The organism is Paenibacillus sp. FSL R5-0527, from assembly GCF_038008055.1.
GTDB lineage: Bacteria > Bacillota > Bacilli > Paenibacillales > Paenibacillaceae > Fontibacillus > Fontibacillus macerans.
Map to the genome: position 1 here is coordinate 2,425,287 of NZ_JBBOYI010000001.1, position 22,353 is coordinate 2,447,639.

At 54.8% G+C, this 22,353-nt stretch carries 23 protein-coding genes and 1 pseudogene; 16 read left to right on the forward strand and 8 right to left on the reverse strand.

What is annotated here, in order from left to right:
• Window positions 1-5: 5 nt before the first annotated feature.
• Complete coding sequence (gene ku, locus NYE69_RS10595; RefSeq protein WP_340926128.1) at window positions 6-1,013, reverse strand: non-homologous end joining protein Ku; 1,008 nt, start codon at window positions 1,011-1,013, stop codon at window positions 6-8.
• 524 nt (window positions 1,014-1,537) lie between these two features.
• On the opposite strand from ku, the gene NYE69_RS10600 reads away from it, so the two are divergent.
• The 5 genes from NYE69_RS10600 (at window position 1,538) to tsaD (ending at window position 6,597) form a co-directional block, all read left to right on the forward strand.
• On the forward strand, window positions 1,538-2,656 hold the full coding sequence (locus tag NYE69_RS10600; RefSeq protein ID WP_036623922.1) for an IS110 family transposase: 1,119 nt from the start codon (window positions 1,538-1,540) through the stop codon (window positions 2,654-2,656).
• Between the two features lie 1,013 nt (window positions 2,657-3,669).
• Window positions 3,670-4,161, forward strand: coding sequence for a tRNA (adenosine(37)-N6)-threonylcarbamoyltransferase complex ATPase subunit type 1 TsaE (gene tsaE / locus NYE69_RS10605; protein WP_340926129.1), 492 nt, complete (start codon window positions 3,670-3,672; stop codon window positions 4,159-4,161).
• 2 nt (window positions 4,162-4,163) lie between these two features.
• Window positions 4,164-5,021 (forward strand): tRNA (adenosine(37)-N6)-threonylcarbamoyltransferase complex dimerization subunit type 1 TsaB, encoded by an 858-nt coding sequence (gene tsaB, locus NYE69_RS10610; RefSeq protein WP_340926130.1) that lies wholly within the window; start codon window positions 4,164-4,166, stop codon window positions 5,019-5,021.
• A 14-nt stretch (window positions 5,022-5,035) separates the two neighbouring features.
• Complete coding sequence (gene rimI, locus NYE69_RS10615; protein WP_340926131.1) at window positions 5,036-5,560, forward strand: ribosomal protein S18-alanine N-acetyltransferase; 525 nt, start codon at window positions 5,036-5,038, stop codon at window positions 5,558-5,560.
• On the forward strand, window positions 5,551-6,597 hold the full coding sequence (tsaD, locus tag NYE69_RS10620) for a tRNA (adenosine(37)-N6)-threonylcarbamoyltransferase complex transferase subunit TsaD (RefSeq protein ID WP_340930363.1): 1,047 nt from the start codon (window positions 5,551-5,553) through the stop codon (window positions 6,595-6,597). The genes rimI and tsaD overlap by 10 nt, the downstream gene beginning before the upstream one ends.
• An 89-nt stretch (window positions 6,598-6,686) precedes the next feature.
• Here tsaD and NYE69_RS10625 read toward each other — a convergent pair whose 3' ends face one another.
• Complete coding sequence (locus tag NYE69_RS10625; RefSeq protein WP_340926132.1) at window positions 6,687-7,139, reverse strand: bactofilin family protein; 453 nt, start codon at window positions 7,137-7,139, stop codon at window positions 6,687-6,689.
• A complete protein-coding gene (locus NYE69_RS10630; RefSeq protein WP_340926133.1) occupies window positions 7,136-8,152 on the reverse strand; it encodes a M23 family metallopeptidase in 1,017 nt (338 codons plus the stop codon). Before NYE69_RS10630 ends, NYE69_RS10625 begins: the two co-directional genes overlap by 4 nt.
• A 272-nt stretch (window positions 8,153-8,424) precedes the next feature.
• Between NYE69_RS10630 and NYE69_RS10635 the strand changes: the two genes are divergently transcribed.
• A complete protein-coding gene (locus NYE69_RS10635; protein WP_340926135.1) occupies window positions 8,425-8,844 on the forward strand; it encodes a DUF6157 family protein in 420 nt (139 codons plus the stop codon).
• Window positions 8,845-8,877: 33 nt separating this feature from the next.
• On the forward strand, window positions 8,878-9,693 hold the full coding sequence (locus NYE69_RS10640; RefSeq protein WP_340926136.1) for an aminoglycoside N(3)-acetyltransferase: 816 nt from the start codon (window positions 8,878-8,880) through the stop codon (window positions 9,691-9,693).
• A 27-nt stretch (window positions 9,694-9,720) separates the two neighbouring features.
• Here NYE69_RS10640 and NYE69_RS10645 read toward each other — a convergent pair whose 3' ends face one another.
• Both NYE69_RS10645 and cysK read right to left on the reverse strand, forming a co-directional pair.
• Entirely contained in the window at window positions 9,721-10,062 is a 342-nt protein-coding gene (locus tag NYE69_RS10645) for a rhodanese-like domain-containing protein (protein ID WP_036625261.1), read from the reverse strand.
• A 50-nt stretch (window positions 10,063-10,112) separates the two neighbouring features.
• Window positions 10,113-11,035, reverse strand: a pseudogene (gene cysK / locus NYE69_RS10650) (cysteine synthase A).
• 221 nt (window positions 11,036-11,256) lie between these two features.
• On the opposite strand from cysK, the gene NYE69_RS10655 reads away from it, so the two are divergent.
• A complete protein-coding gene (locus NYE69_RS10655; protein ID WP_340926137.1) occupies window positions 11,257-11,433 on the forward strand; it encodes a hypothetical protein in 177 nt (58 codons plus the stop codon).
• A 62-nt stretch (window positions 11,434-11,495) separates the two neighbouring features.
• Here the strand turns inward: NYE69_RS10655 and NYE69_RS10660 are convergent, their stop codons facing one another.
• Entirely contained in the window at window positions 11,496-12,377 is an 882-nt protein-coding gene (locus NYE69_RS10660; protein WP_340926138.1) for a hypothetical protein, read from the reverse strand.
• 185 nt (window positions 12,378-12,562) lie between these two features.
• On the opposite strand from NYE69_RS10660, the gene NYE69_RS10665 reads away from it, so the two are divergent.
• Entirely contained in the window at window positions 12,563-12,880 is a 318-nt protein-coding gene (locus NYE69_RS10665) for a YciI family protein (protein ID WP_340926139.1), read from the forward strand.
• A 347-nt stretch (window positions 12,881-13,227) separates the two neighbouring features.
• Here the strand turns inward: NYE69_RS10665 and NYE69_RS10670 are convergent, their stop codons facing one another.
• Complete coding sequence (locus NYE69_RS10670) at window positions 13,228-15,198, reverse strand: ABC-F family ATP-binding cassette domain-containing protein (RefSeq protein WP_340926141.1); 1,971 nt, start codon at window positions 15,196-15,198, stop codon at window positions 13,228-13,230.
• A 267-nt stretch (window positions 15,199-15,465) separates the two neighbouring features.
• On the opposite strand from NYE69_RS10670, the gene NYE69_RS10675 reads away from it, so the two are divergent.
• The 7 genes from NYE69_RS10675 (at window position 15,466) to groL (ending at window position 20,614) form a co-directional block, all read left to right on the forward strand.
• The gene (locus NYE69_RS10675; protein WP_340926142.1) at window positions 15,466-16,143 is read left to right on the forward strand and encodes a 5-formyltetrahydrofolate cyclo-ligase; all 678 of its coding nucleotides are present in this window, start codon (window positions 15,466-15,468) and stop codon (window positions 16,141-16,143) included.
• On the forward strand, window positions 16,130-16,594 hold the full coding sequence (gene moaC / locus NYE69_RS10680; RefSeq protein ID WP_445744827.1) for a cyclic pyranopterin monophosphate synthase MoaC: 465 nt from the start codon (window positions 16,130-16,132) through the stop codon (window positions 16,592-16,594). The genes NYE69_RS10675 and moaC overlap by 14 nt, the downstream gene beginning before the upstream one ends.
• A gap of 106 nt (window positions 16,595-16,700) precedes the next feature.
• Entirely contained in the window at window positions 16,701-17,186 is a 486-nt protein-coding gene (locus tag NYE69_RS10685) for a MogA/MoaB family molybdenum cofactor biosynthesis protein (protein WP_036625245.1), read from the forward strand.
• A 146-nt stretch (window positions 17,187-17,332) separates the two neighbouring features.
• Complete coding sequence (locus NYE69_RS10690; RefSeq protein WP_036625242.1) at window positions 17,333-17,551, forward strand: twin-arginine translocase TatA/TatE family subunit; 219 nt, start codon at window positions 17,333-17,335, stop codon at window positions 17,549-17,551.
• Window positions 17,552-17,591: 40 nt separating this feature from the next.
• A complete protein-coding gene (gene tatC / locus NYE69_RS10695) occupies window positions 17,592-18,350 on the forward strand; it encodes a twin-arginine translocase subunit TatC (protein WP_036625240.1) in 759 nt (252 codons plus the stop codon).
• Between the two features lie 279 nt (window positions 18,351-18,629).
• Complete coding sequence (gene groES / locus NYE69_RS10700) at window positions 18,630-18,911, forward strand: co-chaperone GroES (protein WP_036625239.1); 282 nt, start codon at window positions 18,630-18,632, stop codon at window positions 18,909-18,911.
• A gap of 77 nt (window positions 18,912-18,988) precedes the next feature.
• Window positions 18,989-20,614, forward strand: coding sequence for a chaperonin GroEL (gene groL, locus NYE69_RS10705; RefSeq protein WP_328272150.1), 1,626 nt, complete (start codon window positions 18,989-18,991; stop codon window positions 20,612-20,614).
• 602 nt (window positions 20,615-21,216) lie between these two features.
• Here the strand turns inward: groL and NYE69_RS10710 are convergent.
• Window positions 21,217-22,131 carry an IS1595 family transposase gene (locus tag NYE69_RS10710; RefSeq protein ID WP_340926143.1) on the reverse strand — a complete coding sequence of 305 codons (915 nt, stop codon included), beginning with the start codon at window positions 22,129-22,131 and terminating at the stop codon, window positions 21,217-21,219.
• Between the last annotated feature and the right edge of the window lie 222 nt (window positions 22,132-22,353).

Below are 22,353 nucleotides of genomic sequence, written 5' to 3' on the forward strand. Positions count from 1 at the left end.
GCCGGTTATTCGGCTTTCGTTTTGGCGGGGCTTTTGCGTTTCGGCTTCGGTTTGACCGCGACGGTTGGCGTTCCTCCCGTTTCCGCTTTTCGCGCTGCTGCACTTCCCACTGCAGTGCCTCCCGTTGCTGCGCCTCCCACTGCCCCCCCTCCCGCTACCGCGCCTTCCTCCGGCTGCGCCTTGGCTTTTTTGGCGGCGGGCTTGCGCGTTCGTTTGGCCGGGGCGGGGCCGGGATCGGTCGCAACCGGTTTGACCGCCTCGATGCTGGCCTGCAGCGCGGCCATCAGGTCGATGACATTGGTCTCCGGTTTCGCCGGAGCCAGGCTGATCTCCTCGCCGGACACCTTGTGCTCGATCAGTTCAAGCAGCGCCTCCCGGTAGTCGTCGGTATATTTTTCCGGCTCAAACGGGGTGGACAACTGCTCGATCAGCATTTTGGCCATCGTCAGCTCTTTGTCGTTGACTTGAATCGTTTCCGGGAGGTTGGGGACTTGGGAAATCGGCCGGATTTCATCGGGATAAAAAATCGTCTCCACCGCCAGGCAGCCCTCCAGTACCCGAATCGCCGCCAGGCTGCTTTTGGAGCGGATGGCGATTTTGGCGATGCCGATTTTCTCCGACTGCTTCATCGCTTCGAGCAGCAGCTGGTAGGCGTTCGAGCCCGCCTGATCGGGCGAGAGGTAATACGTTTTTTGAAAATAAATCGGATCGATCTCTTCCAAATCGACGAAATCGAGAATGGTGATCGTTTTTTCGACGTGATCGTTCAGCTGCTCGAGCTCCTCTTTTTCAAACAGGACGAATTTCCCTTTTTCGTATTCATAGCCGCGGGAAATTTCCTCCCAGTTGACATCGACATCGCAAGCCGGACAGCGCCGGACATAGGAGATCGGGCTGCCGCACACTTTGTGGATATATTTCATGGAGATGTCCTTGTCCTCCGTGGCGGAAAACATTTTGACGGGAACATGGACCAGCCCGAAGCTGATCGCCCCTTTCCAGACGGTATGCATGAGGGGATGGCTCCTTTCTTTTTAGGCGTTAGGCATTAGGCGATTTATGCATGTTTATGCGGTTTATGCGGCTGAATTGGTTACTCAGTTGGCGCATGAAACGCTCATAGGTCTTATTATGGTTTTAAAATATTTTTCTATTAGCGGGGGTTTTCGAATCGAAACTATCGTCCGCCGGAGCTCTGACGGTTGTAGCAGCGGCTATTTTCCGAAAAAATGATCTTTTCTAAATTCAAACGGTTGCAGGCGTCGTTATTTGCCTGAAAAGACGCCGGTTTGATTTCTAACGGACAGGGGAGTCGCTATTTGCCGGGTAAAGGCCAGATATGTCACTGGCGTTGCATTAACGCCTACACAAAATCTCTGGTACACCTAGCCCGCTATTCCATTTGAGATCAGTCAGAAATCTAGCTATGATGAACGTAAACAAAAGACAGCCCTCCATATTGCTACATCTCGTAGGTTAAAATGGATAGTGAAAACCAAACCATTTCAGAGCTACATAGCAAAGGAGAGCTGATACTATGCAGTCTACCACAAAATTCGTCGGTTTAGATGTATCCAAAGAAAAAATTTCGGTTGCTATTGCAGATGCAAGCGGTGAAACTCCTCGCTATTACGGGAGCATTCCTCACACTCCGGCGGCGCTGCGCAAGCTGATCAAAGAACTGGGACCGGCCGAAACGCTATCGTTTTGTTATGAGGCAGGTCCGACAGGTTACGAAACCTATCGCTGGATCACCTCCATGGGAGCCCATTGCGTTGTCATTGCTCCGTCGCTTATTCCCAAACGCCCTGGTGATCACGTGAAGACGGATCGACGGGACGCCGAGCAGCTTGCCCGTCTGTTTCGTGCAGGAGAATTGACTCCTGTCTACGTCCCGGAGCGGGAAGACGAGGCTTTGCGGGAGTTGGTTCGCGCCCGGGAGGCCGCCAAAGAGGACGCGCATCGGGCACGCCAGCGGATATTGAAGTTCCTGCTCCGCCATCAAATCGAACCGCCGGCTACGATAAAGCGTCGTTGGACCCGGAAGTACCGTTCCTGGCTGGAGCAACTGACATTCCCTTATGAGCCCATGCAAGTAGCCTTCGACGAGATGCTCCATACCTTAAATGAGATCGAGCAGCGGATGGGGCGTTTGGAAAAAGCCTTGGTTCAGCAAGCCACGGTCGGCTCCAAGGCAACTCTGATTCGGGTGCTTCAGTCCCTGCGTGGGATTGGACTACTGACGGCCGTCACTCTAGCTGCTGAGATCGGTTCATTTACTCGCTTCCGCTCCCCGGCCCAACTCATGGCGTATTTAGGGTTGGTTCCTCGTGAGAGTTCAACCGGCCTGAGTACTCGGCGCGGAAGTATGACCAAAGCCGGTAACGGGCGCTTGCGCCGATCCTTGGTGGAATCCGCCTGGAGCTACCGTCATCGGCCTGCGGTGAAAGGAGATCTCGCCAAGCGTTTGGATGGCATGCCGGCCGATATACAACTGTTGTCGTGGAAAGCGCAAGAAAGATTGCATTACAAATACCGTCATCTCATTTTTGGAAAGAACAAACACAAAAATGTGGCCGTAGGCGCGGTGGCCAGGGAGCTAACCGGGTTCATATGGGCTGTTGCTCGAACGGTGGAACAACCGGTGGCTAACTAACGCCCCTTCCGTCCCCTTTGGGGAGACGCAGGGAGCGTTGCCCCCTGCACCCCCACACTCGCCGTGAGGCGTTCCTCATTTCCAATGAGGAATAGGAAAAGTGTTGATTTGAACCTAACCGCTTGTCAAGAAAAGCGCTTGACAAGCTCACGCCTGAGCACGAGGCCCGGGAGCAAACGAAGGTTCCGGGAGAGAATTTGCGTCAACCGTTTGCACTAGGTGAGTAACTGAACGTGCGCTTCTAGCTTGCAAGAGCTCTCCTTGACGAAGGCATAACATGTGGTACCAACCCACGGATAGCAGCGTGCCGACCGTCGCTCGCATTTTTGCTCTCGCGCCACGTGCTCAGGCACCTCTCACACGGAGGGCTTGACAAAAACGTTCATAGCAACGGTTGTATTAGTCGCTATTTTGCCAAAAAAGCCCCTTTCTAAATTTTAACGGTTGTGAGCGCGGTTATCAGCGCAAATCTGAGCCCAAATCGCCGGTTTTAGCTAAATAAGCGCTATGGCAACCGTTAGAGTGGTGGCGAGAAATTGTATCTTGTCGGATTTAATGCAGGCGCTAGTGCTTAATCTAAGCAAAATTAGCCGGTTTAGGTGAAATAAGCGCCATGGCAACCGTTACAGTTTGAAATCAACGTTTTTGGAACAAATAGCGGTTGTGGCAACCGTTAGAATAGTTGTGACCGCAGAAAATTGGCCGATTTTGGAGCTCTCATGGGGATAAATCCTGTAGAATACGCTCAAATTGCCCATTTTGCATCCTACCGTGCCTCATCTATTGGAAATATCCAATCAGGATGCTGTATTTACCATTAATTTCACAATTCTTTTGGAGATTTCCAATCATAACAACCGTATTGAACAGATAGGTTTCGTGGTTGCGGGGGCTTCGGCGGACCGATATAATGGGGACATACGTTTTTTTGCGATCGTTTCATCCGGCGGGCCGTAAGGACGGGGCCTTCAAGGGCCACGGGGCTATACTGGCTCGTTCAAAGGTGGTTGAGCATGGTGGAATTTGACAAACCCTTTGCTTCGTACGTTTATGAGGCCGAGGATCTGCACGGAACGGAAAAACTGGCGGCCCATTTGGCCCGGCAGGCGCAGCCGGGAACGGTGATCGCGCTGGACGGCGATTTGGGAGCGGGGAAGACGGCGTTTTCCCAATGGTTCGCGAGACACCTGGGGGTAACGGACACGGTCAACAGTCCGACGTTTACGTTGATCAAAGAATACGAGGGCAGGCTGCCGTTTTATCATATGGACGTGTACCGGTTGTCGCTGGAAGAGGCCGAGGAGCTGGGGCTTGACGAATATTTTTACGGGGCGGGCGTTTCTCTGGTGGAGTGGGCCAGCCTGATTGAAGAGCTGCTTCCGGCAAATTTGCTGCAAATTTATATCGAAACCGTGTCGGCCACGGCGCGGAAAATGCATATCAAAGGGCGGGGCGAACCCTATGAAGCGTGGGTGTCCGCCCTGCAAGAGAATGGGGTCTCCTGAAGATGAACAACAATTACGAACAGCGGCCGCAGCAGCGGCTTTTGGCGTTTGACACCTCGACGTCGTCGCTGGCGGCAGCGGTCATGGAGGATGGCCGGCTGCTGGCCGAGCGGAGCATGCACGCCGAACGGGATCATTCGTCGCTTTTGGTTACGGCGATCAAGGAATGTCTGGACGCGGCGGGGCTGTCCAAACGGGAATTGACCGGGATCGCCGTCGGGGTCGGGCCAGGCTCGTATACCGGAATCCGGATCGCCGTCACGACGGCCAAAACTTTAGCCTGGGCGCTGCGGCTGCCGGTATATGGCGTCTCGAGCCTGGAGGCGCTGGCGCTGGGCGGCTGGGCCGGCGCCAGCGGGCAGGACGCGGCCAAGCTGGGCGCTTGGGCCGCTGCCCCGGCTGAAGCCGGCCAGGCCGAGCCGGCCGCCGAGGACCGCCGCTACGCCGGCGGCCACTGGATCGTGCCGCTGGTGGACGCGCGGCGCGGCCAGGCCTATACGGCGCTGTTTGCCGCGCCGGCGTCCGGCGGCTGGCCGCAGCGGCTTGCGCCCGACGCCATCCGGCTTATGGACGGCTGGGCCGGCGAGCTGTTGCAGCGCCTTACCGCGCTGGAGCCGCAGGAGCGCCCGGCCGCGGTTTGGTTTGTGGGCGAAACCGGGAAGCACGAAGCGGCCATTGGCCAGCTGCGTTCCGCCGCGTTGGCGCCGGTCCATCCGGTCCCTTACGAACTGGAAGGTATCTTCATGGGAATGGCCGGCGTGAAGCGGCTGCGGACGTTTCCGGCCGCCGAGGTTCATTCGCTTGAGCCGAACTATACCCAGTTGGCCGAAGCGGAAGCCAAGCGGCTGCGCAACGGGTGAAGGGGGAAGCCGATATGATCTCAAGGAAAGCGGAGAATTTCAACCCCGAAAACATCGGCTTCCGCACCATGAAGCTGGAGGACATCCCGGATATTATGGTCATCGAGCATGAATCGTTTACGTTGCCCTGGAGCGAAGAGGCGTTTCGCAACGAATTGACTCATAATCATTTTGCCCGCTATTTGGTGATGGAATATAACGGCCAGCCGATCGGCTATGCCGGTATGTGGACGATCGTGGATGAAGCGCATGTGACGAATATTGCGGTGAGAACCGCATACCGCGGGTTGCATTTGGGGGAAAAGCTGCTCCGCCGCATGATGAAATGGGCGGCCGAGCTCGGCATGGTCCGGATGACGCTGGAGGTTCGCGTTTCCAACGAGGTAGCGCGTTCGCTCTACGGCAAAATGGGCTTTTCCCCCGCGGGAGTAAGAAGAGGGTATTATTCCGATAATCATGAGGATGCGCTCATTATGTGGTGCGAGCTGCCGAAGCGGCCGCACCGGGCAGGGAACACGGAAGGAAGCGGATGGTATTGATGCAGGAACAGGATTGTTATATTTTGGCGGTGGAAACGAGCTGCGACGAAACCTCCGCCGCCGTCGTCAAAAACGGGACCGAGGTCCTCTCCAATTTGATCGCCAGCCAGATCGAAACGCACCGCGCCTTCGGCGGCGTGGTGCCGGAGGTGGCCTCGCGCAAGCACGTGGAGAGCATTACGCGCATCCTGGAAGAAGCGGTTCGGGAGGCGGGTATCCCGCCGGAGTCGCTGTCCGCGATTGCCGTTACGGAGGGGCCGGGGCTTGTGGGCGCGCTGCTCGTCGGGATTATGGCGGCCAAGAGCCTCGCTTTCGCCCTCGATAAACCGCTGATCGGCGTACATCATATCGCCGGGCATATCTACGCCAACCGCCTGATGGAGGACATTTTGTATCCTTCGATGGCGCTCGTCGTTTCCGGCGGACATACCGAACTGGTGCTGATGGAACGCGAAGGCAGCTTTAAGCTGCTGGGCCATACCCGCGATGACGCCGTAGGGGAAGCGTACGACAAAGTGGCCCGGGCGCTCGGTTTTCCGTATCCGGGCGGACCCTATGTGGACAAGCTGGCCGGCGAAGCGGAGGAGGCCGAGGAGCTCCCGCGGGCGTGGCTGGAGCCGGATTCCTACGATTTCAGCCTGAGCGGATTGAAATCCGCCGTGCTGAACGCGGTGAACCAGCACCGGATGCGCGGGGAAGACGGCTATCAACCGGCCATTGCCCGCGGGTTCCAGGAGTCGGTGATCGAAGTGCTGGTGGAGAAGGCAGTACGCGCGGTACGGGCGACCGGTTCGCGCCAGCTCTTGCTTTGCGGCGGAGTCGCCGCGAATCGCGGCCTTCGTTCCGCGCTAACCGAGCGCTGCGCCGGCGAAGGGATATCCCTGATTATTCCGCCGCTGGCTTATTGCACGGACAACGCGGCCATGATCGGCGCCGCCGCTTACCTGAAATGGAGAAGCGGGGAATTTTCCAGCCTGGGGCTGAAGGCCGAGCCTTCCTTGTCGCTGGAGGGCTGGTCCGTTCAAACGGATAACTAACTCCATATAAAAAAACAGCTGTGCCATAGACCGTTGCCGGATATTCTATGGTACAGCTGTTTTTGCGTGGTGCCGTTCGGCAATGAATCCTAGCCGTTTTTCCCCGCATTTGCCGCTTCGGCCGCGGCCGCGGTTTCTTTGATGCCGGGGCTTAGGACCGCTGCCGAAGCAGCGGAGTCGCCGCCGCTCATTTTGCTCGTTCCTTCAAAAATACTGCCCTCTTCAACGGAAAGCGCCGTGGTTACGATATTTCCGTAAAGCTTTCCTTTGGACGTGATCGACAGCTTGTTTTTGGCCTGTACATTGCCGTGGACTTCCCCGGCGATAATGATGTTTCTGGCCAGAATGTTGGAGTGAACCAGGCCCTTTTCCCCGATCGTAACGTCCCCTTCGCACTCGATGTCTCCGGTAATTTGCCCCTCGATGCGGACGCCGGCCTCCGATTTGATTTTTCCTTCAAAAACGCTGCCTTCGCCAATCAACGTGTCGGTCGTGTTCGGGTCGAGCCTCTCGGGTTGCTGCCTATTGCCTCTTAGTTTCATTTTTGATCTTCCTCTCCGGGTTTTCTTAAATACAGCTCGGGATCAACCGTAGCTCCGTTCTTCTCTACTTGAAAATGCAAATGGGGCCCCGTGCTTCTGCCGGTCGAACCCATTTCCGCGATTTTCTCGCCTTGTTTGACGGAATCTCCTTTTTCCGCTTCGATTTTGCTTAGATGCATATAGATGGTGCTGAGTCCCGAAGGATGGGAAACCGTTATGTAATTGCCCCGCGCGCTGTTGTGCCCCGCATCCGTCACTGTGCCGTCCGCGGCGGCATATACCGGATCCCCGACCCCGCCGCCGATATCGAGACCTTTGTGCAGCTCATGCCCCCTGCCGTCAAAAGGGTTGTCCCGTTCACCGTATCTGGACGTAATCCGGACCGATTCCGTAGGCCAAAAAGTCGGGAAAATGAGCATCATTTTTTTATACTGCTGCAGCGATGATTTGGCCAGTTCCAGCCGCTGCTGCAATTTCGGCAGTTCGTTTAACGAGCTGGTGATGCTTTTTTTCGTTTCCTCCACGAGGGAGGCGATGTCCTGTTCCATTATAGGAACCGCGTCGCCGCCAACGCCTCCCGCCGCCAAAGCTTCCGTAGCGGTATTTTTGGATAAAGAGGCGGAATTGGCGTTGGTTCTCTGGGTGATGCCGTCTTTGGTGATCGACTTCAGTTCGGCCTCCAGCTGTTCCAATTCACTCATTTTCGCTTCGATCGTTTTGGATTTTTCGGAAAGCTCCATCAGCTCCGACAATAGCCGGTCAATCTCCTTCTCCTTGTCGACGAATAGGTTCGACGAATCGGAAAGCTCCGCCTCCAGCGAACCGATGCGGCTTGTATGGCTGCGATTGACGGCAAATAAGGCCAACACAGAGCCAAGCAGCACGGCTGCGGCGATCAGAACGGCTAACATATGAGTAAAATGAAATTTAAAGCGAAATACGGGATTTGTACCTTCGGGTACGACCAGCATGGTATATCGCCGGTTTAACTTTTTCTTGAATCTTCCCCTCATGTCATCCTCCTGTCATTCTAGCGCCGATATATCTAGTAGGACAAAAGTCATTATTTCTACTTGCCCCTACAATTATTTCGGCAAAATGTTCCAAATCCCTCCATTGTCAAAAAAATTGCTCTTTTTTTCACCATTCAAGCAGGATTTTGTCGAAGGCAAGTGAATGTGCTCATCCGGCTGGTGTATAATGATGGAAATGCGAGCGGACATTCCGCCGGGGTGCCGGGATGGGAGAATGCCGCCGAACCCTCCAATGGAAGGAGTCGGGTTATGTGAGCTACAAGAACGCGTTTATTCGGGTTTCTCCCGATTGTCCGGTGGATAGGGCCGTTGTTCCAGAGGCGGGCAAGAAGGGAAAACCGATTCATATGATCCAGTACGAACTGCTGTCGCAGGCGCCTTACCGATACAATCATGAGGAATTGATTTTCGAGGTGCATATCCGCCATAAAGGCATTTCCGAGGAAGAACTCCGCGAGCGCAGACAGGAGATTTGGGACGAATTGTTCAGCAAACCGCACGCCTGCATGCGGGCTTCGGCCCTTCCGAAAAAGTACGGATGGGGCGTGCATTACGATGAACATGGAAAGATCGCCTTATACGGCGTGGATTCCCGCGAATACCGCGAGTTCTGCGCAGCGCAGGACGGCCGGGTCAAGCTGCTTGACGGGATGCGCAGCAGCCGGAAGTAGCGAGCAACCAAAAAGGAGAAGGAGAAACGAAACATGGAAGAGATCAACGGCAAGTTAATTACGGTGGAAACGCTGCGGGCGGATATGGTTAACCTTGGCGTTCGGGATGGAGCGACGCTGCTTGTACATTCCTCTTTTAAATCGTTAGGGGAATGGGTGTGCGGAGGGCCTGCCGCCGTCGTGCTTGCCCTGGAAGCCGCGGTGGGGGAAACGGGCACGATCGTGATGCCGACCCATAGCGGCGATTTGACCGACCCGTCCGGCTGGGGGAATCCGCCGGTGCCTGAGGCGTGGTGGGAGGCGATCCGCGAGCAAATGCCCGCGTACGATCCGTCGCTAACGCTTCCGCTCAAGATGGGCGTCATTCCGGAAACGTTCCGCAAGCAGGAGGGAACCCTGCGCAGCGGGCACCCGCTTTATTCCTTTGCCGCCCGGGGCGCTCGCGCGGATCGCATCGTCACGGCGCATTCCCTGGCGTACGGGCTTGGAAACGAGTCGCCGCTGGCCCGGATTTATGATCTGCGCGGAGACGTGCTGCTGCTGGGCGTCGGGCACGGCAACAACACCTCCATCCATTTGGCGGAATGCCGGTCCGATTATCCGGGCAAAACGAAGCTCATCAACAAGGCCCCGATGAATGTTAACGGCGTAAGACGTTGGGTCGAGTTCCCGGACGTCGCCTACGATGCCGACGATTTTGAACAGCTGGGGGCGGATTTTGCGCAGGATACGGGGTTGGTGAAAAAAGGAAAGATCGCCGGGGCCGAGGCGATGCTCATGCCCCAGCGCGATTTGGTCGACTATGCCGTCGAATGGCTTGCAAGCCATAGAACGGAGCTGGAAGGATAAGCTAAAATGGTTTGGCTGCCGGTGCGATCATTCGGCCGGGAGCCCCGCTTCCACATCGCCATCCCAATTCAGCATGCCTCCCCTGTAGTTGTGAACCCGTTCAAAACCGTTATGCCGGAAGAAGCGTGCTACCTCAAAACTGCGGCTGCCGCTGCGGCAGATAAACACGTATTCCTTGCCCGGATCGAATTCCTCCAGCCGGTGCGGGATTTCGCCCATCGGGATCAGCGGAACACCGGGAATGTGGCCGGCTTCGTATTCGAAAGGTTCCCGTACATCGATAATGATCGTTTGGTCATCCGGGTTTTGCAGCAGGTTCTTCAGTTCATCCGAGTTGATATGGGAAATGCCGTCAATGATTTCGCTCATGAGTAGCGCCTCTTTTCATTAAAAATGTATATGCCTGGTCCGGCGCGGCATTAATGGAAAACGTCCATGCTCAGATAACGTTCCCCGTTATCGGGAGCGATGCACAATATGCGTTTGCCGGCTCCAAGCTTTTTGGCAAACTGCAGCGCCGTCCACACCGAAGCGCCGCTGGAGGGTCCGACGAGGATGCCTTCCAGGGCCGCCAGGCGCCGGACGGTGTCCAGCGCAGCTTCATCGCTAACCTGGACGATTTCGTCATATACTTCGGTGTTCAGGATCGGCGGGATGAAGCCTGGGCTTGTTCCAACCAGTTTATGCGGCCCCGGCTGCCCTCCGGACAGCACGGGCGAGCCCTTGGGTTCGGCGACGACGATGGAGATGCCGGGAATACGCTCGCGCAAATATTCCCCGGTCCCCGTAATTGTCCCGCCGGTTCCCGCGGTGGCGATGAATAGGTCCAATCGTCCTGCCATTTGTTGTACGATTTCCGGACCGGTCGTCAGCCGGTGGATTTCGGGGTTGGCCTCGTTTTGAAACTGCTGCGGCATAAAGCTGCCCGGGATTTGAGCGTGAAGCTCCCGGGCTTTTTCGATTGCCCCGGGCATCCGCTTCGCGGCCGGCGTCAGAACGACTTCGGCGCCATAGGCTTTAAGGATGGCGATCCGCTCCTTGGTCATGTTATCCGGCATGACCAAAATCGCTTTATAGCCTTTGGCCGCCGCATTCATCGCCAGGCCGATGCCGGTGTTGCCGCTGGTCGGCTCGATGATCGCGGCCCCTGGCTTCAGCAGGCGGCCCGTTCCGCGGCCGCGATCATATGGAAGGCGGCGCGGTCTTTGACGCTCCGGCTCGGATTGAAATATTCAAGCTTCACAAAAACCTCGGCATCCTGCTCTCCTGCCAACCGCCCCAGTTTAACGGCCGGGGTGTTTCCGATCAGCTCTGTAATATGATTTACTGCTTTGCTGGTCATGTCGTGGCGGCACCTGCTTTCCGATACCCGTTATTTTTAATCCATTTTGATCTGCAACTGTCTTCGTTTATTGTATCGGGTTTCAGGGCATTTGGGCAACTCGAAGTAACAAAAGTCACTGCGCAAATAGGTCCTCTGTGTTAATGTACACGCACAGCGTAGAAGGGTTCGGCGAGAACTCTTCTTTTTTTTACACATATGGACGAAAAAGGGGGCTTAAGTTGGCGAGGATTGCAAACAGGCCTGTCGGTGATTATCCGCTTGTTGCCTTGTATGGTTTACTGGGACTTGGTCTGGCGATCCAAATCATGTCCCTGGCGGGGGAAACGGCAAACGAGGAGAATACAAGAAGGAGAAGACAAGCGAGGAGACGGCAGCAAGGAAATGGAGCGGGCTAAGGCAGGGCATATACCGTAAAGCTGCCGCTGCCCGCACCGCTATTTTACCGGCATTTCCGGCATTACCAGCTGGATAAGGCGGAGCGTTTCCACGTATCTTTGGCAACGCAAACGTAGACATAATTTTCGTCCCAGGCGATTTCCCCCGGGTTGCCCGGCGCATTGGCGGAGGCGGGAGTCCGGGATTGCTGGACCCGGATGCTGTCTCCGTTTACGTCGAGCGCCGCTTGCGGGTCATTGGTTCCGATCCCGACATGGGCGTCGCCGCGTTTGATCGTCAGAGCGCTGTCGACGGCCTCTCCCTGATCGGAATAGCGGACGATATTCAGGTCGGCCCCGGAGTTGTTGCCTTTTTGCTCCGCACTGTCCGCCTTAATGCTCCAAAGCGGCGTCGTTGCGTTATCCTTCCCGTTTTTGGCAAACTCCAGAACCCGGTTTCCTTCCCCGGCAACCCGCAAAATCCCGTCCATCACGTTGAAATTCGAGGAATGGGTGCGAATCTCCGCGACGTCGGTATCATAAGGAATTTCGAAACGGGTGAACAACTGGTCCTTATACTCCCCGTCAGGGGACATCGTCGTTTCGATCGATATATGCTTATGATCGTGCTGCTCCGGGTTGTTGGCCTTGTCGTGCGAGATGATGGCGGTCTTGTCCTTCCCTTCTTCATTAGCCCAAGCGATGGCCGGTTTGGCCCGCTCCGCCGTCCATTGCAGCCGGATCAAATCGGACAGATGGCCTTCGTCTTTAACCCATTTTTGATCCGTCGACAAATGAATCCGCTCGTTTAGAGGCAAAGCGAGCCCTCCGCCCGGGAGCTTGGATTCCGTAAAGGCTGGAGCTGTGGATGAAGCGTCTTGCGTCGCGCCAAACACTTGGCAGCCTCCCAAAAAAGCGAGGCCGGCTCCCAGTGCGGCCAGTGAAGCGGCTTTGACAAGTTTCATTCATTTCTCTCCTTTTCGACAATCTTTTACAGCTTTTTCTAGTTTTGCTCTATTCGATCATAAAGAGTTTAAAACCGGGAGGGCAATAGGCATTTCGGATGGTTTGCAGGCGGGATGCGGGCGGTGAAACGGCTTAACGGAAAAAGCGGGAAAAAAGAATCAGTAACTTGACAGGAGGAATTAGCATGAAAACGAAGACCGAGGCATCGAAATTCACAAAGTATGTCATTTTGCTTACGTTAAATCCCGGGAAAAGCCTTGACGAGGGGCTGATCCGCGGACATGTGGCCCATTTAAGGGAACTGGACAGGCTGGGACATTTGGTCATGTGCGGTCCGTTTGCCGATTATAAAGGCGGGATGATCGTCATCGAAGCGGACACGATCGAGCAGGCTCGGCAAATCGCCGAACGCGATCCGTTCGTGAAATCGGGATCCGAGAACTATGAGCTTCGAACCTGGGAAATATCATGCGAAGAAAACCGGCATTTGGGAATGGGATAATGGAAGGGGAAGAAAAAAGTCTGATTTTGTCAAGATGTGGACAAGGTTATCCACAGATTGTTGGCTAAATTTATGAAAAAATAATGAAAGCTTGCCTGTCAGCTTATGATTACGTTTGCGAAAATAACCTGCGTTTGTTTTCTGAAAACTGTGGATAATGTGAATAAGTTGGTGGATAATTAGGCGTTTTTGTGAAAAAACCTGGTTAACCCGCAAAAAAACGGCCCTTAGGGCCGTTTTAATGTGAAAATAATTCAGGATAATGTGGATAAATTTGTGCATAATTCGCTTTATTGTTTTCGTTTTGTAAAATAAAAAATTTTTGTGAAGGTGTCGTAAAATCCATTTTACGCTTCGGCTAAAGTTTCCCATTCCTCATAAGCGGAAGACAACTGCTCCTTGTGCCGTTCGATGGCCGATTGGCGTTCCTGAACCGCCATGTAATCCTGGTAAACCTCAGGCAGCGCAAGTTCGCTCTCCAAGGCGGCGATGTCGCCTTCCAGCTTAGCGATCGTTTCCTCCAACTGCTCCATCCTCCGCTGCCGGTTGCGTTCTTCGCGTTTGGCCTGTTTGTCGGCCTCGTACGAAGCGGCTCCCGTCTTCTGGGAATCGGAGGCCTGTTCGGGCGCAGGAACGGCCCGGTTGGCCGCTTTCGGTTTAACCTCGCCGGCTCCGGCTTTTTCCGCGGCAAGCTCCGCAAGTTCCTGTTTTTTCGCCAAATAGTCGTCATAATTGCCCAGGAAATGCTCCGCTCCGTTCGGATGAAGCTCCACGATGCGCTCCGCGATTTTGTTCAGGAAATAACGGTCGTGGGATATGAACAGCAGCGTTCCGTCATATTCGAGCAAAGCGGACTCCAAAACTTCCTTGCTAAACAAATCCAAGTGGTTGGTCGGCTCGTCGAGAATCAGGACGTTCGCTTTTTGCAGCATCAGCTTGGCCAGGGCGACCCGGGCTTTTTCGCCGCCGCTTAGCGCGGCCACCTTCTTCAGCACGTCTTCGCCGCTGAACAGGAAATTGCCGAGCACGGTGCGGATGCGTGCCTCTTCCATATGAGGGAAGGCGCTCCACAGTTCTTCAAGCACCGTATTGTCCGGATTCAAGTTGGTCTGCTCCTGATCGTAAAAGCCGATTTTCACCTTGGCGCCCCAGGTGATTTTGCCGCTCGCAGGTTTCAGATCCCCGGTCAACATTTTGAGCAGCGTCGATTTGCCGATGCCGTTGGGGCCGATCAGGGCGACCGTCTCGCCGCGCTGCAGTGAGAAGGAGACGTTTTGAAACAGCGGCTTTTGCTTGTTTTCGAACGAATAGGCAAGATGATCGGCCTGCAGCACGTCCTTGCCGCTCATAACCTCGGCTTCAAAGGAGAAGCTGGCCCGTTTCAGATCGCCCTGCGGGCGGCCGATGATGTCCATCTTTTCCAGCATCTTGCGCCGGCTTTGGGCCCGTTTGGTCGTTGACGCTCTAACGATGTTCCGCTGAATGAAAGCTTCCATCCGGGCGATTTCGTCCTGCTGTTTTTCATATTGCTTCATTTGGCTCTCGTATTCCGCCGCCTTGAGTTCGATAAACCGGCTGTAGTTGCCGGTATATTTGCGCGATTGATGGCGTTCGATTTCAACGATGGAAGTGACCAGCCGGTCCAAAAAATAACGGTCATGGGAAACGACCAGCAATGCCCCGGAATAATTCCGCAAATAATCCTCCAGCCAGGTCAGCGTTTCGATGTCCAAATGGTTAGTGGGCTCGTCAAGCATCAGCAAATCGGGCGCCTGGAGCAAAATGCGCGCCAGCGCCAGCCGGGTCCGTTGCCCGCCGCTTAACGTGGAGATGACGGTGTCCGGCGGGAAATCGCCGAAGCCCATGCCGTGCAGAACGCTGCGGATGCGGGTCTCGATCTCGTAGCCGCCGTGATCCTTGAACCAGTCCGATTTCAGCGCGTAGCGGTTGAGCAAATCCTGATGCGCTTTCTCATCCTGGGCCAGCTCCGGATCGGCAATCTGCTCCTCCATCCGCCGCAGCTCGCGCTCCGTTTCGATCAACGGGGCAAATACGGCGAGCATTTCCTCCCAGATGGTGCGGTCCGACTGCAGCCCGCTGTTTTGCGCCAGGTAGCCGATCGTCGTTTCCTTCGCTTTGAATATTTGACCGCCGTCATAGGATAGTTCACCGGCTAAAATTTGCAGAAACGTCGATTTGCCGGCACCGTTAACGCCCACGAGACCGATGCGGTCCCGTTCCAGCACCTGCAGGTTGATTCCCTCCAGAACGGCGGTAACTCCGTATAATTTTGTGATGTTTGTGGCTTGAAGCAGCATATCCGATTCTATCCTCCAAAAACATTATCATTAGAATATGAACATTATTGTATATTTAGTGTACATGAAACGAACGTTAATTGCACCGCTCATTGCACCGCTCATTGCACCGGTCATTGTGGGAGAACGTATGGCCGGGTTGCCTTTTCCGGTTTAGTTTTCATTTTCATATAACAATGATAAACTAGTTCATAGAGATAACTCGACTTTTTTTGCCATGATCAATGATGAAATCGCACTTTTGCCGTGAACGGAAGGGGATAAGGAATGGAGCTTGCGGAAGCGAAACAAGAGCTGCGCCGGCGAATGCTCCAAGTTCGGGCAAGCATTCCCGAAGCTGCCAGAGCGGAGCAGTCGGCGGCCGCAGCCGCCCGGGCCGAGCGGGACGTGCTGAAACCGCTTCGCGGGCAGCGCGGCGGTCGGCTTAACGTAATGTGTTACGTGTCTTTCCGGGATGAACCCGACACGCGTCCGCTGATCCGAAGCTGCCTGGCGCAAGGCGATCGGATGCTCGTCCCCAAAATTCGCGGGAACCGCACGCTTGCCCTGCACGAAATCAGCGCGGAAAAAGCTTTGCTTCCCGGCACCTGGGGCATTCCCGAACCGGGGGACGAAACGCCGGTTTGGCCGCCTGCCCGGTATCCGGAGATCGACCTTATCCTTATTCCGGGGCTGGCCTTTGATCGCGGCGGCGGACGGATCGGCTTCGGTGCGGGGTATTACGACCGGCTGATCGGAGATTTGGCGGAGCGCAGCGGGGGAACGGGCCGGGTGGTCCTGACCGCGCTGGCTCTTGAGGAACTGATCGTTCCCGGCAAGGTTCCGATGGAGCGGCATGATTTTAAGCTGGACCTGCTGTTTACGGCTGCCGGAACAATATATATGAAGGAAAGTAGTGATAAGCTTGATGAACTCGGAATCGGGCCAAGGCATGACTCACTTTAACGAGCAGGGAAGAGCCCGTATGGTGGACATTTCCGGCAAGGCGCCGACCGTCCGCGTCGCCGTGGCCGAAACGAAGATTTCGATGCTTCCCTCCACGCTTGAGGCGATAAAACAAGGCCGGATCGGCAAAGGGGACGTTCTCGCCGTTGCCCAGGTGGCCGGGATTCAAGGGGCGAAACGGACGTCCGAATGGATTCCGATGTGCCATCCTCTGCCGCTTACGGGCGTGGATATCGCGTTTTCCGATAACGGGCGGGACGAGCTGTATGTGGCGGCGACGGTAAAAACGGAAGGGAAAACCGGCGTCGAAATGGAGGCGCTAACAGCGGTTTCCGCCGCGGCGCTGACCGTGTACGACATGTGCAAAGCGCTGCAGAAGGATATGGCGATCGGCCCGACGCTGCTTCGCTCGAAAACGGGCGGAAAAAGCGGGGATTACGTCCGGCCGTGAAGGCTGGGGAGGACTTGAAAATTTAAGCACACGGAACTCGCATTGATGATCCCGGCATGACCGTACTGAATTTGGAGTTCCTACAATGGATAAGGAGGGTGACTTCATGGTTTGGAAAACAGCGATCCTTACAGCAAGCGACAAAGGGGCCAGAGGCGAACGTGAAGATACGAGCGCCCAGGTTATCCGCGAGCTGGTGGAAGAGGAGTTGGGCGGCGAAATCGTGGAATACCGGATCGTTCCCGATGAGCCGGATGAAATTATTGCGGCTTTGATTGAAATGACCGATTATTTTCATGCGGACTTGGTATTCACCACCGGGGGGACGGAGCTGGCGATCCGCGACGTTACGCCCGAAGCGACGAGACGGGTCATCGAGCGCGAGGTTCCGGGCATGGCGGAAGCGATGCGTTACGCGGCGATGCAAAAAAATCCGGCGGCGATGCTGTTCCGCGGGATTGTCGGCATCCGCGGCCGCACGCTGATCGTCAACCTGCCCGGTACGCCGAAAGGTGTGCATGAAAATCTGGCGGCCATTATGGAACAGCTGCCGGAAGCGCTGCTGATGGTAACCGGTCAATTCCGCCTGTAACCGACCGCACTTTTACCGTCGTTTTTTTGCTTGAATGTAAAATATATGGACTGTAACTGTGACATTCGTTATGGTATGATGTGGGCGTGTGGTTAAACATGTCATATCCCTGCCTATTTTGGACGTAGCGAAAGGAGAATATAGCGATGAGCGCAGGCGGATTTTTATTGATTGTCATCGCGGCTTTGCTGCTGTTTGGACCGAATAAATTGCCGGATTTGGGACGGGCCGTAGGCCGTACGTTCCGGGAGTTCAAAGAGGCGACGCGGGACATTGTGGACGATGTGCCGGAAGCAAAGCGGACGGAAGCGGCCCCTGCCCGCGCCGAAAGCCCTAAACCGGAGGACCGCCGGCTGCCGGAATGAGCGCCGGAATAAGCTCAAGGCGGGAAAAGGAGGACGGTTGATGGCTGAAGAGCAGGAGATGCAGAGCATCGTCGACCATCTGTCGGAGCTGCGGCGGCGGTTGATGCTGGTCTGCATCGTTTTTGTCATCGTGCTGGTCGGCGCTTTTTTTGTGGTCGATCCGATTTATCATTATTTGACGACAAACGCCATTTCCGGCGCGAAAATCGAATTGAACGCCTTTTCGTTTTGGGACGGCGTCGGCGTCTACATGAAAATCGCCATGCTGGTGTCGCTGGGGATTACGCTCCCGTTTACACTGTACCAGGTCTGGGCGTTTGTCAGTCCGGGGCTGAGGCCGGCAGAACGCAGAGCGACCGTGAAATACATTCCGTTCGTATTTATCTGTTTTTTGGTGGGGCTCGCCTTTGGTTATTATGTCGTATTTCCGTTGGCGATGTCGTTTACGGGGTCGCTCAACAAGCAGCTTGGCCTGGTCGAAACGTACGGCATGGCGGACTATTTCAAATTCATGATGAACCTCGTTTTGCCGATTTCGCTGTTGTTCGAGCTGCCGCTTATCATTTTGTTTTTGACGCAGCTGAGAATCGTAACGCCGAAGCTGCTGCGGAAAATGCGCCGGGTCGCTTATTTCGCGCTGGTCGTTATTTCGGTGATGATCACTCCCGCCGATTTATTCTCCGCCTTTATGGTGCTGATTCCGCTCGTTATTTTGTATGAGCTGAGCGTGCTCTTGTCGCAGCGGGTGCATAACAGGATCGTGGCGGCGGATGCGGAGCGGGCGGAGAAATATAAATAAGGAAACGCGCCTTTGAGATGGGGCGTGTTTTTTTTGTGCTCGCCGAGTTGGTTGCGGCTGGGTTTGCCTTCCTTAGGAATATTTTCCAATTCATAGGATACAATGGGAAGGGCGTTTCCACGCCCATAAAATATAGAAAAAAATTGCATAAAGGAACTTGAAATCTGTCCGCAAGTTGAGTAATATAAAAGTGGTTGTTAGCACTTGAGCAGATCGAGTGCTAATACATATGACCTTACAAACCCTTAAACCAACATATTCAAAGGAGGCTGTTTTTTCATGATCAAACCTTTAGGTGAACGCGTTCTGGTACAACCGATCGAACAAGAGGAGACAACGGCATTTGGCATTGTGCTTCCGGATACGGCCAAGGAAAAACCGCAGGAAGGCAAAGTAATCGCTGTAGGCAGCGGAACTTTGAAGGATGGGGTGCGTGTTCCGCTTGAAGTTAAAGAAGGCGACCGCGTGCTGTTCTCCAAATACGCAGGCACCGAAGTGAAATACGAAGGCAAAGAATATTTGATTATGAAAGAAAGCGACATTCACGCGATCATCGGCTAAGAACTGCCGGTAGGTGAAATTTAGCCGAAATATACGAATGAATTTTCATCCAACATTTTCAGGGAGGTAATCTAATCATGGCAAAAGAGATCAGATTCAGTGAAGACGCCCGCCACGCAATGCTTCGTGGGGTTGACGCTTTGGCGAACGCAGTAAAAGTAACGCTTGGACCGAAAGGCCGCAACGTGGTGCTGGAGAAAAAATTCGGCAGCCCGCTGATCACGAATGACGGCGTAACGATCGCTAAAGAAATCGAACTGGAAAACGCTTTTGAAAACATGGGCGCCCAGCTCGTTAAAGAAGTAGCTACCAAAACGAACGACGTTGCCGGCGATGGTACGACGACCGCTACGGTTCTGGCGCAAGCGCTGATCCGCGAAGGTTTGAAAAACGTTACGGCAGGCGCTAGCCCAATCGGCCTGCGCAAAGGGATCGACAAAGCGGTTCGCGCGGCTGTTGAAGAATTGAAGAACATCTCCAAAACGATCGAAGGCAAACAATCGATCGCGCAAGTTGCCGCTATCTCCGCCGCTGATGAAGAAGTTGGCGAACTGATCGCCGAAGCGATGGAAAAAGTAGGCAAAGACGGTGTTATTACCGTGGAAGAATCCCGCGGATTCGCCACCGAACTTGAAGTGGTGGAAGGGATGCAATTCGACCGCGGCTATGTATCTCCTTACATGATCACCGATACGGACAAAATGGAAGCCGTCCTTGACAATCCGTACATCCTGATCACCGACAAGAAAATCAGCAGCACACAAGAAATCCTGCCGTTGCTGGAGAAGATCGTGCAACAATCCAGACCGCTGTTGATCATTGCTGAAGATATCGAAGGCGAAGCGCAAGCGATGCTGATCGTGAACAAACTGCGCGGCACGTTCAACGCGGTAGCCGTTAAAGCTCCTGGCTTCGGCGACCGCCGCGAAGCGATGCTGCAAGACATCGCCGCTCTGACCGGCGGTCAAGTGATCACCGAAAAACTCGGCCTTGACCTGAAGAGCACGACTGTGGATCAACTCGGTAACGCACGTCAAGTTATCGTTACGAAAGAAAACACGACAATTGTGGATGGCAGCGGCGACAAAGCCGACATCCAAGCTCGCGTCAACCAAATCCGCGCGCAACTGGAAGAAACGACTTCCGAGTTCGACAAAGAAAAACTGCAAGAACGTCTGGCTAAACTGGCCGGCGGCGTAGCGGTTGTTAAGGTCGGCGCGGCTACGGAAACCGAGCTGAAAGAACGCAAACTGCGCATCGAAGACGCCCTGAACGCAACGCGTGCAGCCGTTGAAGAAGGTATCGTATCCGGCGGGGGCGTGGCTCTCGTGAACGTATATGGTGCGGTGGCTTCCGTTCAAGCTGAAGGCGACGAAAAAACCGGCGTGAACATCGTGCTTCGCGCACTGGAAGAACCGGTTCGCACGATTGCCGCTAACGCCGGCGAAGAAGGCTCCGTGATTGTGGACCGTTTGAAGAAAGAAAAAGTGGGCATCGGCTACAACGCCGCTACCGGCGAATGGGTGAACATGATCGAAGCCGGTATCGTTGACCCTGCCAAAGTAACTCGTTCCGCGCTGCAGCACGCAGCATCCGTTGCCGGTCTGTTCCTGACGACCGAAGCGGTGATCGCCGACAAACCGGAACCGGAAAAACCAGCCGCTCCGGACATGGGCGGAATGGGCGGCATGGGTATGATGTAATAAGGGCCACCCGCTCTTATTATCAAAAGTTCCCGTAAACGGAAACTCCGTTTAACCGCATAAAATATTAAAAAAAGCTTCTCCGGGCATATGCCCGTGAGAAGCTTTTTTGCGAACATTATAGAATTTACAACTCAACTTTCGCAGAGCAAAAATCAGCTTGAGTCCCTGAGCTGAAGCTGTTCAAAGAATTAAGATAGGCGGACGGAAGAGGTGTCTGGCTCAACCTTATATAATCCTTGCTTGCCAGTCAAGTCGAAAACCGATTGTGGCAAGAAACGCGGAAGGCCGCCCGAAAGCTTGAGGACAGGGAAGTGGGGGGAAGGGACGGCAGATCAACACTCCCTGTCCGGAGGCTTTGCACGATTATCCCGTTTGATCAGGTAGCAGAGAGAAAGATAAGCTCGGGAGAAGAAAATTTGGTGGAGAAGCAGACAGGTTCGAGATAATCTAGACGGGCATAGGCCATAGGAGAAGAAATTAGGGTTTCAAGGAGGTGAAACAGACCGGACCAGAGATTAAGACAGGAGATCAGGACAGGAGATCAAGGACCCATTAAGTTGATCTGCATCAAACTCCCCCCATATTTTCAAGCACCACGATCAGGCCGCAGCCGCAAGGGGCTGGTTCGGTTGGCGCGCGATCAGCCGGCGGTAAGGGAGCGCCGGAATCGCCACACACATGCGCAGCAGCTTCTGCCGCATCGTTTCTTTCGCTCCGGGCCGTCCTCCGGGCAGGCGCAGCCGGCGGCGCCCGGTGTATTCGTTCAGGTACGCCTGCAGATGCTTCAGCCCCAAGGCTCCATACGTGCTCTTCAGCGATTCCCACGCCTCTCTCACCACTTTCCGCAAGGGCGCATACAGCCGAAAGGCAAGAGGAAACGACTGTACCACCGATGTACGGACATCCACATGCCCGCCAATAAACGCGGTTAGATCGTGACGGTTTGCCCTTTCTTCGCTTCCCCGCTTATGCGGCACCAGGCGGATTTTGACCTGTTCCGGCTCGCCTGACTCCGTGACCGTGCAGCCGGCCACGACCGCCGAGGCATACGGATGCGAAAGCTGACACCGGGACGGGTTACGCCCATACTGATCGCTGTTCACCTTCACGTCTCCAGAAAGCAGTTCCCTGGCATCGAACTCCCCCACGGCATGGCGTATGTTGTGCAGCAGCGACCAGGCGGTTTTGTAGGTGACCCGGATCACCTTGCTCAGCCGCAGCGCCGAGATGCCGCCCTCAAGCAGGAATAAATCCAGGGCCTCGAACCACTTGAGCAAGGGCAGATGCGTTCCTTCAAAAATCGTGCCGACCAAAGGCGATGTTTGATGCTTGCACTTTCCGCACTCGAACAAAGGGATGTGCCGGGAGGTCAGACGGCTGCACCGGGTGTGAGCGCAGCGCGGGCAGACGAAGCCACTTGGCCACTTCATCGCGATCAACGCCTCCATGCAGTCCTGCTCGCTGTTAAAACGGCTGCTGAATGGTTGAAGTTCCGTTCCCGCATTGATCTCCATGTTTACTCGCCCCCGAATAAAGGATATACGAACATAAGTTCCATTTATTTCATTATACCAAACATGTGTTCTCTTATCAAGCCGAAAATCTCACCTGAACCGCCTCATTTTTTCCTTATCTTTTTTGTTTTTCTACTCTTTTTTGGAACCCATGACTTGCTTTAGCCCCACCCCCTGCTCCCTGAACGAAAGGAATAATCGTGCAAAGGCAGGCAGCAGGCA